This window comes from Actinophytocola glycyrrhizae, from assembly GCF_042653545.1.
Lineage (GTDB): Bacteria > Actinomycetota > Actinomycetes > Mycobacteriales > Pseudonocardiaceae > Actinophytocola > Actinophytocola glycyrrhizae.
Map to the genome: position 1 here is coordinate 475,092 of NZ_JBHSIS010000022.1, position 15,021 is coordinate 490,112.

14 protein-coding genes and 1 tRNA gene are annotated in these 15,021 nt (G+C 71.2%); 8 read left to right on the forward strand and 7 right to left on the reverse strand.

Annotated features, from left to right (window positions below; translation table 11 throughout):
- Positions 1 to 10 precede the first annotated feature (10 nt).
- The 3 genes from ACFPCV_RS33275 (at position 11) to ACFPCV_RS33285 (ending at position 1,059) form a co-directional block, all read left to right on the forward strand.
- Complete coding sequence (locus ACFPCV_RS33275) at positions 11 to 460, forward strand: peroxiredoxin (RefSeq protein WP_378060873.1); 450 nt, start codon at positions 11 to 13, stop codon at positions 458 to 460.
- A gap of 33 nt (positions 461 to 493) precedes the next feature.
- A tRNA-Val gene (locus ACFPCV_RS33280) sits at positions 494 to 565 on the forward strand.
- A gap of 284 nt (positions 566 to 849) precedes the next feature.
- Positions 850 to 1,059, forward strand: a complete 210-nt coding sequence (locus tag ACFPCV_RS33285) for a KTSC domain-containing protein (protein WP_378060874.1) — start codon at positions 850 to 852, stop codon at positions 1,057 to 1,059.
- 18 nt (positions 1,060 to 1,077) lie between these two features.
- Here the strand turns inward: ACFPCV_RS33285 and ACFPCV_RS33290 are convergent, their stop codons facing one another.
- Positions 1,078 to 1,749 (reverse strand): DedA family protein, encoded by a 672-nt coding sequence (locus ACFPCV_RS33290; protein ID WP_378060875.1) that lies wholly within the window; start codon positions 1,747 to 1,749, stop codon positions 1,078 to 1,080.
- A gap of 105 nt (positions 1,750 to 1,854) precedes the next feature.
- Positions 1,855 to 2,862, reverse strand: a complete 1,008-nt coding sequence (lipA, locus tag ACFPCV_RS33295; protein ID WP_378060877.1) for a lipoyl synthase — start codon at positions 2,860 to 2,862, stop codon at positions 1,855 to 1,857.
- A gap of 80 nt (positions 2,863 to 2,942) precedes the next feature.
- On the opposite strand from lipA, the gene ACFPCV_RS33300 reads away from it, so the two are divergent.
- A complete protein-coding gene (locus ACFPCV_RS33300; RefSeq protein ID WP_378060878.1) occupies positions 2,943 to 5,474 on the forward strand; it encodes a M14 family zinc carboxypeptidase in 2,532 nt (843 codons plus the stop codon).
- Positions 5,475 to 5,687: 213 nt separating this feature from the next.
- Here ACFPCV_RS33300 and ACFPCV_RS33305 read toward each other — a convergent pair whose 3' ends face one another.
- Entirely contained in the window at positions 5,688 to 6,176 is a 489-nt protein-coding gene (locus ACFPCV_RS33305; RefSeq protein WP_378060879.1) for a hypothetical protein, read from the reverse strand.
- Between the two features lie 68 nt (positions 6,177 to 6,244).
- Between ACFPCV_RS33305 and ACFPCV_RS33310 the strand changes: the two genes are divergently transcribed.
- Positions 6,245 to 6,877, forward strand: a complete 633-nt coding sequence (locus ACFPCV_RS33310; RefSeq protein WP_378060880.1) for a TetR/AcrR family transcriptional regulator — start codon at positions 6,245 to 6,247, stop codon at positions 6,875 to 6,877.
- Positions 6,874 to 7,476, forward strand: a complete 603-nt coding sequence (locus tag ACFPCV_RS33315) for a GNAT family N-acetyltransferase (protein ID WP_378060881.1) — start codon at positions 6,874 to 6,876, stop codon at positions 7,474 to 7,476. The genes ACFPCV_RS33310 and ACFPCV_RS33315 overlap by 4 nt, the downstream gene beginning before the upstream one ends.
- Here ACFPCV_RS33315 and lipB read toward each other — a convergent pair.
- The 4 genes from lipB to lpdA all read right to left on the reverse strand — a co-directional run bounded on the left by lipB (position 7,451) and on the right by lpdA (position 12,344).
- On the reverse strand, positions 7,451 to 8,218 hold the full coding sequence (lipB, locus tag ACFPCV_RS33320; RefSeq protein WP_378061184.1) for a lipoyl(octanoyl) transferase LipB: 768 nt from the start codon (positions 8,216 to 8,218) through the stop codon (positions 7,451 to 7,453). The genes ACFPCV_RS33315 and lipB overlap by 26 nt on opposite strands.
- A 2-nt stretch (positions 8,219 to 8,220) precedes the next feature.
- A complete protein-coding gene (locus tag ACFPCV_RS33325) occupies positions 8,221 to 9,105 on the reverse strand; it encodes a TIGR01777 family oxidoreductase (protein WP_378060882.1) in 885 nt (294 codons plus the stop codon).
- Between the two features lie 39 nt (positions 9,106 to 9,144).
- Positions 9,145 to 10,905, reverse strand: a complete 1,761-nt coding sequence (gene sucB, locus ACFPCV_RS33330) for a 2-oxoglutarate dehydrogenase, E2 component, dihydrolipoamide succinyltransferase (protein WP_378060883.1) — start codon at positions 10,903 to 10,905, stop codon at positions 9,145 to 9,147.
- 68 nt (positions 10,906 to 10,973) lie between these two features.
- Complete coding sequence (lpdA, locus tag ACFPCV_RS33335; RefSeq protein ID WP_378060884.1) at positions 10,974 to 12,344, reverse strand: dihydrolipoyl dehydrogenase; 1,371 nt, start codon at positions 12,342 to 12,344, stop codon at positions 10,974 to 10,976.
- Positions 12,345 to 12,478: 134 nt separating this feature from the next.
- On the opposite strand from lpdA, the gene ACFPCV_RS33340 reads away from it, so the two are divergent.
- Both ACFPCV_RS33340 and ACFPCV_RS33345 read left to right on the forward strand, forming a co-directional pair.
- On the forward strand, positions 12,479 to 12,793 hold the full coding sequence (locus ACFPCV_RS33340; protein WP_378060885.1) for an oxidoreductase: 315 nt from the start codon (positions 12,479 to 12,481) through the stop codon (positions 12,791 to 12,793).
- Positions 12,794 to 12,877: 84 nt separating this feature from the next.
- Positions 12,878 to 15,016 carry an Hsp70 family protein gene (locus ACFPCV_RS33345; RefSeq protein ID WP_378060886.1) on the forward strand — a complete coding sequence of 713 codons (2,139 nt, stop codon included), beginning with the start codon at positions 12,878 to 12,880 and terminating at the stop codon, positions 15,014 to 15,016.
- Positions 15,017 to 15,021: the final 5 nt, after the last annotated feature.

Here is a 15,021-nt window from a genome sequence, read left to right on the forward strand (position 1 = left end):
AGGCAGCTCGGTGGTCGACGTCGGTTCCAAGGCGCCGGAGTTCACGCTCAAGGACTACAACAAGCAGGACGTGTCGCTGTCGTCGTACGTCGGGCAGAAGCCGGTGCTGCTGGTCTTCTACCCGTTCGCGTTCAGCGGCATCTGCACCGGAGAGCTGTGCCAGCTGCGCGACGACTTCGCGTCGTTCGAGGGCGTCGAGGTGCTCGGTGTGTCCGTCGACACGCCGTTCAGCCTGAAGGTGTGGGCCGAACAGGAGGGCTACCAGTTCCCGCTGCTGTCCGACTTCTGGCCGCACGGAGCCGTCGCGCAGCAGTACGGCGTCTTCAACGAGAAGGCGGGCATGGCGAACCGGGGCACGTTCCTCATCGACAAGGACGGCGTCGTCCGGTTCGCCGAGGTCAACCAGCCCGGCGAGGCGCGGGACCAGCAAGCGTGGAAGAAGGCGGTCACGAGTCTGTGACCACCGTGGCCGGGCGCCGACCCGGCCACGCAGGGGCGTATAGCTCAGCGGAAGAGCACTCGGTTTACACCCGAGCGGTCGTAGGTTCGATCCCTACTGCGCCCACCCGACCTGTGGCCGACCCTGCTCGGCCTCCCACGGTGTTGCCGAAGTGCGATCCCACGAACTCGGCAATGGCATGTGGAGGCTGCGGAAAGGAGGCGGCCGCGGCGTCGAACTGGATCCTGACCGTTACTGGGCACGGTCTGTGCGGGATGTGTAGGGATCCACGATGCCCGAGAGCCGCGGGTCCGCTGTTGCCCCTTCGTGGTGGAGATCGGCTCGTTGTGACGGTGTGTTACGGCTGTCTCGGCTTATCACCCGTGAGGGTGAGGAGGTAGCTTGGTGGCATGTACCGCCAGCCGGTGGAGTCGTCCGCTGTGGTCTCTGTCGGTTACGACAAGAAGCGGCGCATGCTCGAAGTGGAGGTCGATGGCGGTGCGGTGTACCAGTACCTCGACGTGCCGCCGAGGGAGTATTTCGCGCTCGTGAGCGCCGACAGCGTCGGCCGGTACTACAACCAGCAGATCAAGGTCAACTACGAGTTCCTCAAGGTCTGACCGAAGACGAACTCGCGCTCAGTTCGCCGGTTCCAGCTCCGGGTCAGCGTCGCCCTTCGTGACCGTCACCTCGGGGCGGGCCTTCTTGCGGCGCTTGCGGACCATGACCGTCACGGCGAGGGCGACCGCCAGGACGCCCACGATGACCATGCCGCCGGTGCTGAGGATGCCCTCGATCCGCTTCGCGGCCTCGCCGAGCGCCGCACCGATCGCGATGTGCAGGGCCGACCAGCAGATCGCGCCCGCGACGACGGCGGGCAGGAACTTGCGGTACGGCAACCCGGACGTGCCAGCCGCCGCCGGGGTCAGTGTGCGGACCACCGGCAGGAACCTGGCGAAGAACACCGCCCACGCACCCCTGCGCCGCAGGATGTCCGTCGCCTTGTCCCAGCCATCCGCGCCGTACTTCTGGACCAGCTTCGTCTCCCGCAGCGCGGGGCCGAAACGGCGGCCGATGGCATAACCGATCGAGTCACCGATACCGGCCGCGACCGTCACCACCATCCACAGCACGAGGAACCGGGACACCGAGTCGACCGTGGTGGCCGCGATCAGCAGGCCACCCTCGCCCGGCGCGATGAAACCGAGGCCGATCGTGCACTCCGCGAAGACCAGTGCCCCGGTCGCCCCCACCAGCGCCGGCTGCGGCAACGCCTGCAACCACTCCAGGACATCGGTCACCAAAGCCACGGTCCGCTCCCCTCAGATGCTTCAACCCCCGGCGGCGCGCCAAGTCTGGCACTAGGACCGAGGAAAACACATCCGGGTTCCCCCTGACATCAGCCCAGGAGCCGACTACGCCTGCCTGCTCAGGACCGACGTGATCTCCTGCGAAGCCGGGCCGGCCTCCGAGAGGTGGCGCAGCGCTTCCGGCACCTCGTCGCCGCGGTGGGCGATGGCCTGCGCGTACAGGCGGCCCGCGCGGTAGGACGAGCGGACCAGCGGTCCGGCCATCACACCGGCGAAGCCGATCGCCTCGGCCGCCTCCTTGTGCTCGAGGAACTCCTCGGGCTTGACCCACCGGTCGACCGGGTGGTGGCGCAGCGACGGGCGCAGGTACTGGGTGATCGTGATGATGTCGCAGCCCGCGTCGTGCAGGTCCCGCAGTGCCGAGGTGACCTCGTCCGGCGTCTCGCCCATGCCAAGGATCAGGTTCGACTTGGTGACCAGGCCGACCTCGCGTGCCTCGGTGATGACCCGCAGCGACCGGTCGTACCGGAACGCGGGGCGGATCCGCTTGAAGATCCTCGGCACCGTCTCCAGGTTGTGCGCGAGCACCTCGGGGCGCGCCCCGAACACCTCGGCCAACTGGTCGGCGTCCGCGTTGAAGTCGGGGATCAGCAGTTCGACGCCGGTGCCGGGGTTGAGTGCGTGGATCTGCCGGACGGTCTCCGCGTACAGCCACGCGCCGCCGTCGGCCAGGTCGTCGCGGGCCACGCCGGTGACCGTCGCGTACCGCAGGCCCATCGCCTGGACCGACTCGGCGACCTTGCGCGGCTCGGTGCGGTCCAGCTCCGCGGGGCGGCCGGTGTCGATCTGGCAGAAGTCGCACCGCCTCGTGCACTGCTCGCCCCCGATGAGGAACGTGGCCTCGCGGTCCTCCCAGCACTCGTAGATGTTGGGACAACCGGCCTCCTCGCACACCGTGTGCAGGCCCTCACGCCGCACCAGGCCCTTGAGCTCGGTGTACTCGGGGCCCATCTTGGCGCGCGTCTTGATCCACGACGGCTTCTTCTCGATCGGTGTCTGGCTGTTGCGGACCTCGAGACGCAGCAGTTTCCGACCTTCGGGGGCGATCGTCACGCCGTTCAGGTTACGCCCCTTGACTGGCTTCGACCGTGGCCGTTAGACACGGCCGACCCTGCTACTCCTGGAGGCAGTCCGTGCATGTCAAACGAAGATTTCTCCTCGCGCTGACCACGGCGGCGCTGGCAGTGACATCGCTCACGGCGGCCCCTGCGGTCGCGGACCCGGCGGCGACCGGGGAACGGGACTTCGGCAACGGCTCCGAGCGCAACGAGGTGGCCGCGACCGACACCGTGGCCACCCGACGCGCCGGTCCGGCAGGTGTGAACACGGCGGGCATCCGGCAGGGCTACCCGCGCAAGACGCGGCTGCGGGTCCACCCGGAGGACGCCACCGACAAGTCGATCAAGCTGGGTCTCACGCCCTACCACGCGATCGCGCCGAGGCTGAACGCGTTGCAGGCCCGCAGCGACCGGGTCTCCGTCGAGGTCGTCGGCGAGTCCGGGCTCGGCCGCGACCTGTACCTGGTCACGCTCACCGCGCCGGAGACGGCCCACGAGACCCGCAGGCAGGACGCCTGGCGCGCGCTGATCGAGGACGACCCCCGTCGCGCCGCCCGCGACAAGGGGCTCGACCGCGGCTACAAGGCGCCGGTGTGGATCAACAACAACATCCACGGCAACGAGTGGGAGGGCACCGACGCCGCGCTGCGCCAGATCGAGTACCTGGCGACCACGAACGACCCGGCTGCGAGGCGGCTGCTCACCACCAGCCGGGTGTACTTCAACGTCACCGCGAACCCCGACGGCCGGGTGGCGGGCACCCGCGCGAACGCGAGCGGGTTCGACATGAACCGCGACTTCGTGACCAACACGCAGGCGGAGAACCGCGCCATGCGGGACATGATCATCGACACGCAGCCGGTGATCACGCTGGACGAGCACGGGTACGTCGGCGGCACGCTGATCGAGCCGACCGGCCCGCCGCACGGGCAGAACTACGACTTCGACCTCTACATCGAGCACGGCTACGCGAACGGCCTCGCGATGGAGAAGGCCGTCCAGGCGCTCGGCCACCCCGAGGCGCAGGAGGTCGTGGTGCCCTTCCGCGACCTGCCGCCCGGCGAGTGGGACGGCTGGCCACCGATCTTCACCGCGCAGTACGCGATGTACCACGGCGCCGTGTCCTACACCGTCGAGATCCCGCTGCGGGTCAACAACGCCGCCTACGACCAGCTGCCGGTCGAGGAGCTGCGGCGGCGGTCGGCGATCAACACCGACGTGGCCGAGGCGACCATGCGGACCACGCTGTCGTACCTGTCGCGGCACCGTGACGAGCTGGTCGACAACCAGATCGAGATCTTCCGGCGCGGTGCGGCAGGGGAGGCGCAGCGGTACCTGCCGGACGGGTTCGTGCCCGGTTTCGGGCCAGAGGACCGGTTCACCACCGAGTTCCCCCGCGCGTACGTGATCCCGGCGGGCGCCACACAGCGTTCGGCGACGGCCGCCGCCCGGCTGGTCGACCAGCTCGTCGCGCACGACGTGCGGGTGCGGCAGGCCACGCGCCCGTTCTCGCTCGGCGGGCGGGCGTACCCGGCCGGGTCGTACCTCGTCGACATGCACCAGCCGAAGCGGGCGCTGGCCAACGCCATGCCGGAGGCGGGCAAGGACCTGTCAGCGGACGCCCCGCGAATGTACGACATCGCGGGCTGGAGCCACCGCCTGCTGTGGGGCGCCTCGGTGGACATCGTGCGGCACGGGCACGTGCGGGTGCCGTCGCGGGACGTGGTGGCCGCGTCGCCGACCGGTGGCGTGGCCGCCGCGCCGGGCCGGGACCTCGCGCTGCGCCTGCTCGACGGCAAGGACGCGAGCGCGGTGAACGACCTGCTCGGCCGCGGCATCGAGCTGCGGCGGCTGGCCGACGGGACGGTCGTCGTGCCTGGGGCGGCACGCGCGCAGGCGCGTGCGGTCGCCGACCGGTACGGCGTGCGGTTCGGGACCGCGCCCCCAGGGGCGGAAGGGAGTGTGCTGCGGCGTGTGACGGTCGCGGCGGCGGTGGCGTCCGACGAGCTGTTCTCCCTGCGGGAGATGGGCTTCGACGTGCGGCCGGTGTCGACGGCGACGCTCAACGCGGGGTACGACCTTTCGGCCGCCGACGTGCTCGTGGTGTCCTCCGGGCTGCGCTACGACCAGCTCGTGCCGACTGCGAAGGCGCAGGTGGACGCCTTGTTCGCACGTGGCGGCGTGGTGACGCGCGGTGTGACCGGTTCGCGGTTCAACGCCGACGCCGGGCTGCTTCCGGTGACGGCGGTGCCGGGGCGCGGGGACGCGAACGGGATCGTGGACGTCGACTCGTCCGGCGCTTCGGTGCTGACCGGGGCGATGCCGCAGTCGTTCGTGTACTCGCCGCAGTGGTTCACCGGGCTCGGCGCCGGGGTGCGGGTCGAGCAGCGGTACGCGCCGGGCAACCCGGTGGTCGCGGGCCACTGGCTGCCGAACGAGAACGGCTCGGGCGGCCCGACACAGGCCGGTGGTCAACCGGCAGTGGTGTCCGGCGAGGCAAGGGGCGCGCGAGTACTGATGTTCGGCACCGAACCAATGTTCCGCGCCCACCCGAAGGGCATGTTCGCCCAGGTAGCAACAGCCATCTACTGGACCACCACCCGCTAACCCCGCGAGTCCCCCGTTCAGACCCCGCGAGTCCCCCGTTCAGAACTCGCGAGTCCCCGGTTCAGAACCGGTGAGTTGGCGGTTCGTGCACAACGTGGACCCAGGCACGAACCGCCAACTCGCGAGCACGAACCGGGGACTCGCGGGTCGTGAACGGGGGACTCGCGGGTTCTGAACGGGGGACTCGCGGGTCGTGAACGGGGGACTCGCGGGTCAGGCTGAGGGGGCCAGGCGGCGGAGTAGGCGTTCCACTGGGTTGCGGCGGGGGGTACTGGTGGGGGTGGAGCGTTGTAGTGCCACGAAGGCGGCGCCGATGGACGTCTCCTCTGCCGGGGAGTCGCCTGCTTCTGCCAGGCCCGCGGCGCGGGCCAGGGTGCGGTGCTCCGCTTCGATGAGCGGGCGCAGTGCCTCGTCGTCTGCGTGGGCGTCCAGCAGCGCGCGGAGGTTCGGGTTGTCCTCCGCTGTGCGGCGCCACGCCGCGCCGACCGCGTCCACCGGGTCGCCGTCGGAGAGCTCTGCCAGTTCAAGCCGGGCCGTGAGCCGCTGGGTCCAGCGGTACTGGAGCGCCAGCAGCAGCTCGCGCTCGTCACCGAAGACGGCGCTCCGGCGCAGTTCCCCCTGCTCGACGGCGGCGTTCAGCGCGTCTCTGCGGGCGTAGAAATCCTGCCAGCCCATGGTGGCCCCCTGCGTGATCGTGGTCATACCGTCGGTTTACGACATACCGCCGGTATGGTCGAACAACATCAACGTACCACCGGTATGTGGCCCTTATGTGTCGTACGGTTGTGAGCGTGGTGACAACGCGGTCCAGGCGCGTCGACTACACCGAGTCCACCAGGCAGGCGCTGGTCGACTCGGCGCTTCACCTGTTCACGAAGCGCGGTTACGCGGCCACCTCGCTCGACGCGATCGTCAAGAGCGCACGTGTCACCAAGGGCGCCCTCTACCACCACTTCAGCGGCAAGCAGGCCCTGTTCGAGGCGGCCTTCGACCAGGTGGAGACCAAAGCCATCGCCAAGCTCGCGAACGTGGTCGACGGCGACGGGTCGGCGTGGGACCGCGCCATGGCGGGCATCCACGCCTACGTCGGGGTCTGCCTGGAACCCGCCTACCAGCGGATCGTCATCCACGAGGCACCCGTGGTCATGGGCTGGGAGCGCTGGCGCGAGGCCGAGGAGCATTTCAGCTACGGGCTGGTGCGCGCCACCGTCGAGTCGCTGATCGCCTCGGGTGAGATCGAGCAGCTGCCGGTCGAGGTGACCGCCCGCATCCTGTTCGGCGCGTTGTCGGCGGGCGCGGAGACCATCGCGAGCGCGCCCGACCCGAAGAAGGCGGCCTCCGACGTGACGAAGACCATCACCGCCGTGATGGCAGGCATGCGGCGGGCCACACTGCCTTCGTGATCGAGCTCCACTGGCCCGCGGGCGCACCGGAGGACCTGCGCGCCGCCGTGCACCGCGTACTGCGCGACGTGGTCGCCGACGGCGGCGCGGTCGGCTACGTCGAACCGCCCACCCGCGCGCAGACCGACGCGTGGCTCGCCGACGTGCTGGCCGACGTCCGGCGTGGCGACGGCGCGCTCGTGCTCGCCACGGTCGACGGGACCGTTCAGGCCATGGGCACGTGGCGGCGGGAGCGGCCGCCGGTGTTCCGCACGTCCGCGGAGGTCGCCAAGGTCATGGCACACCCGGCCGCGCGTGGGCTAGGACTGGGCAGGCGGGTGGTGTCCGCGCTCGTCGACCACGCCCGCCGCGCCGGGCTGGAGCTGCTGACCCTCGGCGTTCGCGGCAACAACCACGGCACCATCCAGCTGTACGAGGAGCTGGGGTTTCGCGAGTGGGGCAGGCTGCCGAACCGGATCGTGGTCGGCGCCGACCGCTTCGACGACGTGAAGATGATGCTGCCGCTCGGCCACCCACCGGGCGTGCGGCTGCGCGGCGCCGAACCAGGCGGACCAGGATCGACGCCGCGGCGCGCTAGCGCTGGGCCAGCTCGAAGCTGACGCCGGGGCTGCTCGGGGTCCACCTCGGCAGCCAGCGGTCCTCGATCGGGAGCGCGCCCTCCAGTGCCGCCAGCACGTACTTCTGCGCGAGCGGCGCCACCTCGTCGACGGTGACCGTGCGGCCAAGCTCCGCAGACAGGGACGTCACCCCGGCGTCGCGGATGCCGCACGGGACGATGCGGTCGAACGCGGACAGGTCCGCGTCGCAGTTGATCTCGAAGCCGTGCATGGTCACCCCGCGCTGCACGCGGATGCCGATCGCGGCGATCTTGCGTTCCCGCTGGGTGTCGCTGCCCGGCAGCCACACGCCGCTCCGGCCCTCGACGCGGCCGGTGTGCACGCCGAACTCGTCGCACACGGCGATCAGCGCCTGCTCGACACGGCGCACGTACTGCACGACGTCCACCGGGTCGGACAGCTTCACGATCGGGTAGCCGACGAGCTGCCCGGGGCCGTGCCAGGTGATCTTGCCGCCCCGGTCGACGTCGACGACCGGGGTGCCGTCGTCCGGGCGCTCGTCCGGCTCGGTGCGCTTGCCCGCCGTGTACACCGACGGGTGCTCCAGCAGCAGCAGCGTGTCGGGGCCGGTCTCGTCGGCACGGGCCGTGGCCACCTCGCGTTGGAGCTGCCACGCCTCGAGGTAGTCGATCGTGCCGAGCTCACGGATGTCCACGGGAGCGCCAGACGCGCGACAGGAAGTCACAGATCCGACCCTACGCCGTCCACTCGCGACAGCCCACAGGACTACTGGAGCAGGTCTTTCAGCGTTTCTTCGAGGTCGACGTGGCGGTGGGTGAAGCCGTCGTCGGCCAGCGCGGCAGGCACCATCCGCTGGCTGTACAGGATCTCGCCGTCGGAGTCGCCCAGCGCGAGCCGGATCGCGGGTGCCGGCACGAACCACGGCGCAGGCCGCCCCACCGCACGGCCGAACGCGGCGGTGAACTCGGCGTTGGTGACCGGGTTGGGGGAGCACACGTTCACCGCGCCGGCGACGGTGTCGTGCTCGACGAGGTGCCGGATCGCCGCGGTCTGGTCCGCGACGTGGATCCACGGCATGAACTGGCGGCCGTTGCCCAGCCTGCCGCCGAGCGCGAGCTTGAACAGCGGCTTGAGCATGCCGGCGAGCCCGCCGCGCCTGGCGAGCACGTGCCCGGTCCGCAGCCGCACCACGCGGGCACCGGCGTCGGCCGCGCGTTCGGTCGCGGCCTCCCACCGCCAGCACAGGTCGGCGAGGAACCCGGTGCCGCGTGGCGCGGACTCCTCGACGACCCGGTCGCCCTTGTCGCCGTAGTAGCCGGCCGCGGACGCGTTCACCAGCAGCGGGACGCCCCGCTCCGCGACGGCCGCGGCCAGCACCTCGGTCGGCTCGACCCTGCTGTTGACCAGCAGCTGCCTGCGCGCGTGGCTCCACCGGCCGCCCGCGATGGGCGCACCGCACAGGTTCACCACGGCACCGGCGCCGGCCAGCGCGTCGTCGTCGATGCGCCCAGCGGGCGGGTCCCACGAGCGTTCGTCTGCGCCGCGCACGGTGCGCCGGACGAGCCGGAGCACGTCGTGGCCAGCCGAACGCAGCTCGCTCACGAGCGCGGACCCGATCAGGCCGGACGCACCGGCGACGACGACTCTCACGGGTCTCCCAGCTTCATCGGTTCGCTCAGCAAGCTCGGCTCACAGGCCGAGTTCGCCCTCGAAGTTGCCTTCCTGCAGGCGGTTCTTGATGGTCGACAGGAACCGGCCCGCGTCGGCGCCGTCCACCAGGCGGTGGTCGTAGGTCAGCGCGAGGTAGATCATCGAGCGGATCGAGATGGTGTCGTTGCCGTCCTCGTCGGTGACCACGACCGGCCGCTTCACGACCAGGCCGACCCCCAGGATCGCGACCTGCGGCAGCTGGATGATCGGCGTGTCCCACAGCGCGCCCTGGCTGCCGAGGTTGGTCAGGTTGAACGTGGCGCCGAACAGCTCGTCCGGCGTGACCTTGTTCGCCCTGGTGCGTTCGGCGAGGTCGGCGATCTTGTGTGCGAGACCGGCGACGGAGAGGTCACCCGCGTTGTGGATGGCCGGGGTGAGCAGACCGCGCTCGGTGTCCACCGCGATGCCGAGGTGCTCGGCGCCGTGGTAGGTCACCTCCTTGGCCTCTTCGTTGATCGACGCGTTCAGCTTCGGGTGCTGCTTGAGCGCCTCGACGGTGGCCTTCGCGAAGAACGGCAGGAACGTGAGCTTCACGCCCTCGCGCTGCTCGAACGCCGTCTTGGCCCGCGACCGCAGCTTGGCGATCTTGGTCACGTCGACTTCGACCACCTGGGTCAGCTGCGCGGCGGTCTGCAGCGACTCGACCATGCGCCGCGACACCGTCTGGCGAAGGCGGCTCATCTTCTCGGTCTTGCCACGCAGGTCCGCCGACGCCGCGGGCGCCGGGGCGGACTTGGCCGCGGCCGGTGCCTGCGCGGGTGCCGGCTTCTTCGCGGCCTCGGCCGCGGCCAGCACGTCCTGCTTGCGGATGCGGCCGCCGACGCCGCTGCCCTTGACCGAGGACAGGTCGACGTCGTGCTCGGCGGCGAGCTTGCGCACCAGCGGCGTGACGTACGGGCCGTCACCCCGGGCACCGTTGGTGGACTGGGTCTGCGCGGGCTTGGGGGCCTCCGCCTTCGGCTCGGGCTTCGGCTCGGGCTTCGGCGCTGCCTTGGGCTCCGGCTTCGGCTCAGGCTTGGGAGCCTCCGCCTTCGGCTCGGGCTTCGGCTCGGGCTTGGCTTCCGGCTCGGGCTTCGGCTTGGCTTCCGCCTTGGGCGCCTCCTGCTTGGCCGCCGCGCTGCCGGACCCCACGACCGCGAGCTGGCCGCCGACCTCGACGGTCTCGTCCTCGGCCGCGGTGATCTCCAGCACGGTACCCGCCACCGGCGACGGGATCTCGGTGTCGACCTTGTCGGTGGACACCTCCAGCAGTGGCTCGTCGACCTCGACCGTGTCACCCACCTGCTTGAGCCAGCGGGTGACGGTGCCCTCGGTGACGCTCTCACCGAGCGCGGGCATGGTCACCGGCGTGCCGTCGGCGGACCCGCCCTCGTCCCCGGACGGCGCGGGCTGCTCGGGCTCCTCCGCCTGCGCGGGCGCCTCCTCCTGCTGCTCCGGCTCCGGCTCGGGTTCGGGTTCGGCGGCAGCGGCGGCCGAGTCGCCGGAGTCCCCCGAGTCCTCTGCCGAGTCACCGATGACCGCCAGTTCGGCGCCGACCTCGACGGTCTCGTCCTCGTCGGCGACGATCTTCTGCAGCACACCGGCCGCGGGGGACGGGATCTCGGTGTCGACCTTGTCGGTGGACACCTCGAGCAACGGCTCGTCGACCGCTACGGTGTCGCCCACCTGCTTGAGCCACCGGGTGACAGTGCCCTCGGTGACACTCTCGCCGAGCGCCGGCATCTGGACGGAGAACGCCATGGTTTCGCTGACTCCTTGAACGTGAAGATGTGCTGGCCCTGAATTGCTGATCGCTCCGCGAGCTCCGCTCAGGAGTGCACGTGCAGTGGCTTGCCTGCCAGGGCGAGGAACGCCTCGCCGAGTGCCTCGGTCTGGGTGGGGTGGGCGTGGATGAGCGGTGCGACGTCCTCGGGGTACGCCTCCCAGTTGTAGATCAACTGTGCCTCGCCGACCAGCTCGCCGACCCGCTCGCCGACCATCGTGATGCCGACCACCGGACCGTCGGGTGCCTTCACGAGCTTGACGCCACCGGCGGTCTTCAGGATCTGGGACTTGCCGTTGCCGCTCAGCGCGTAGGTGTAGGTCTGCGCACCGCCGAACTTCTCCTTGGCCTGCGCCTCGGTCAGGCCGACGGAGGCGACCTCGGGCTTGCAGTAGGTGACCCTCGGGATGCCTGCCTCGTCGACGGGCCGCGGGGCGAGGCCCGCGATCTCCTCGGCCACGAAGATGCCGTGCGCGAAGCCGCGGTGCGCGAGCTGCAGGCCCGGCACCAGGTCGCCGACGGCGTAGACGTTGTCGAGGTTGGTGCGCAGGCGGTCGTTCGTGATGACGAAGCCGCGCTCCATCGTCACGCCCGCCTCCTCGTACCCGTGGCCCGCGCTGTTGGGGCCGCGGCCGACGGCGACCAGCAGCGTCTCCGCGTCGATGGTCTCGCCGGACTCGAGCGACACGGTCACGGTGGTGTCCGTCTGCTCCGCACCGGTGAACTTCACACCCGTCTTGTACTTGATGCCGCGCTTGCGGAACGCCCGTTCCAGTTGCTTGGACGCCCACTCGTCCTCGAGCGGCACGAGCCGGGGCAGCGCCTCCACGATCGTCACGTCCGCGCCGAAGGACGCCCACACGCTCGCGAACTCGACGCCGATCACGCCGCCGCCGAGCACGACCACGCTACGGGGCACGTAGTCCAGGTTCAGCGCCTGGTCGCTGGTGAGGATCCGGCCGCCGATCTCCAGCCCGGGGAGCGTCTTCGCGTACGACCCGGTGGCCAGCACGACGTTGGTGGCGGTGTGGCGCTGCCCGTCGACGTCGACCGCGTTCGGCGCGACGAAGGTGCCGGAGCCCTCGACGATCCGGACCTTGTTCGCCTTGGCGAGACCCTGCAGGCCCTTGTACAGGCCGTTGACGATCCCGTCCTTGTAGGAGTTGACGCCCGCGATGTCGATGCCCTCCAGCGAGGACTTCACCCCGAACTGGTCGCCTTCGCGCGCGAGGTCCGCGACCTCGGCGGCGTGCAGCAGCGCCTTGGTGGGGATGCAGCCCCGGTGCAGGCACGTGCCGCCCAGCTTGTCCTTCTCGACCAGGATCACGGACATGCCCAGTTCCGCCGCGCGGAACGCACAGGCATAGCCGCCCGACCCGCCACCCAGGATCACGAGGTCAGCGGAAGTATCAGTCACGGGTTCTCCTCGGGGTGCGCAGGTCAGCCTTCTGGGCAACCACACATCATCTTGTCACTAGGTGCGGCAGGCTTGCGAGGTGGCCGGACAGGCACAATGAAGGGGACGAAGTTCTCGTAACGGAGGTAGCCGTCGTGGGGTTGTTCCGCCGGAAGAAGAGTGCTGGGCAGGTTCGGAGTGCCAGTAAGGCGGACACCTCGCACCTGGACGAGTGGGCGTCGTCGCGAACAGGTGTCGAGGCGTACGTGGAACCCCGTACCCATGTGACCGAAACCACTGTGTTGCTCATCGCGCACGACGGTGAGTGGACCCGGCGCAGGATCGCCGACTTCGACGCCGCACGCGAGTTCGCGCGCAAGCGGTCGATGCCGCTGTACGAGGTGGAGCGAGTCGGCTACCCGAAGCGGATGCGGGAGTACCAGGAGCGCCAGAAGCGCCGCAACGGCTGACCGCCTCCTTTTGCGGGCTCCCCAAGAACGGGGACTTCTGACAGGCTGACGCGCAGTTCCCGTCAGTGTTGGTGAGGTCCCCGCGTGAGCGTCACTGCTGTTGTCGACTTCGGCAGTTCGCACACAGTCACCGTGGTGCACGTGCCGGGCTCCGCGCCCCGCGTGGTCTCCGTGGACGGTGAGCCGTGGCTGTCCTCGGCGGTGTTCCTGAGCCGTGACGACGCGCTCGTCGTCGGTGCGGACGCGCTGCGGATGGGGGTCGCGGACCCGTCGCGGCTGGCGAGCAGGCCGAAGGCGCGGCTCGCGGAACGCGAGATCCTTCTCGGCGACACGGTGGTGCCGGTCGCGACGATGGTGCGGGCCGTGCTGGCGAAGGCCGTGCGCGCGGCGGCCGCGGTCGCGGGCGCGCCGGTGGACCACCTCGTGCTCACCCACCCCGCCGACTGGAGCGCGGAACGGCTCGGCGGGCTGCTCACCGCCGCGACCGGGTTGGCGGCGGGCGTCAGCACGATCGCCGAACCCGTCGGAGCCGGGGTGTGGTTCGCGACGCGTGGCGAGGTCGGCGTCGACGGCGCCGACCGGCTGCCGCTCGGTGCCGTGCTCGGCGTGCTGGACGTCGGCGGCGGGACCGTCGACGTGGCCGTGGTGCGCCGCGAGCGGACCGGGATCGTCGTGGTCGGCCACGCGTCCATCCCCGACCTCGGCGGCGACGACCTCGACCAGCGGCTCGCCGACCACCTGCGCGCGACCGTGCCGGGCCTCGCGGAGCGGCTCGCGGACCCGCCGGAGTCCGACCTCGTGCGGCTGCGGGAGGCGGTGGCGTTCCGCCGGGAGGTGCGGCGTGCCAAGGAGTTGCTGTCCCGGCACGACCGCGTCGAGCCGCGGCTGCCCGGCGGGCTGCCCCCTGCGGTGCTGACCAGAGCCGACCTCGACCGCGTGCTGCACCGCGACCTCGACCGCATCACGGCGTTCACGCTGCTGGCGATCCTGCGTGCCGGTGTCGAGGCGCACGAGCTGACCGCGCTGCAGCTGGCGGGCGGGTCGACCAGGATCCCGCTGCTGCGGCGGCTGCTGGCGGAGGTCGTGCCGGCGCCGGTGCGGCTGGACGACCAGCCGGAGTCGGTGGTGGCACTGGGTGCGTGCGCGGTCGCCGTGTCGCACAGCGCGCCACCGGCCGTCGCGTCGGCATCCGCGCCGGTCGCGCCCCGGTCGTCGAGGCTGGTCGGCCTCGTGCTCGTGGTCCTGCTGGCGGTCGCCGCGATCGGGTACTCGCTGCTGCGTCCCGCCGATGCGGTGGCGGGCGGCGGGCTCGCGACGAACGAGCGGTTCACGCTGCCCGCACCCGCGGCGGGGGCGCCGCTCGTCAGGGTCGGCACGGCCACCGACGGCCTGGTCACCGGCCGGGTCGGGGTGCCGGTGCGGATGTTCGACGGGGTCACCGACGTGGACTGGACCGTGCGCGGCTTCCGCGACCCGGCCGCCGACGAACTGGTGGCTCTGACGCCCTCCGGCGTGCGGTGGGTGATCGTCGACGCGTCGATCCGCGCGCGGGCCGCCGTGTCCGCGCCCTACTACCTCGGCGACACCTACCTCCTCGACGACCGTGGCCTGCTGATCCGGCCGGAGCGTGGTGTGCCGATGCCCTCGTCGTGCCCCACCGAGACGCCGAGGGCGCTGGCCGAGGGCCAGGACGCGCGGCAGTGCCTCGCGTTCTCGGTCTCGGCGCGGACCCCCGTGCGCGCGGTGGTGATCAGCAAGGTGTCCGATGGCGCACAGGTGGGCGTGGTCGTGCCGGTGCGCGGCGCGGAACCCGCCGCGGGGAGCACGCAGGCGCGGCCGCTGCCGCCCGGTGTGGTGCGTCCGCTGCTGGTCGGCGGGGTGCCGGTGCGCGCGGCGGTCATCGACGTCGTGACGTCGCCGGGCGCCTACGCCGGGCCCGGGATCGTGGACCGGCCGGGGTCGCGGGCCGTGGTGGTGCGCGCGGTGGCCGACGCGCCACGGGCGGTGCCCGTGATGGCCCTCGCGGCACGGCTCGTGCTGCGGGACGACCGGTCGCAGCCGGTGCCGGTGCGGTTCGTGTCGCCGGGGGAGGGCTGCGCGGCGGGGACGGCGAAGGGGCGGGTCACCGTGTGCGCGGTGTTCGTGGTGCCCGCCCGCATGCCGCTCGGTTCCGTGACCTGGTCGGGTGATGACGCGCGTTCGTTCGTCTGGCGGCTGCGATGACACTC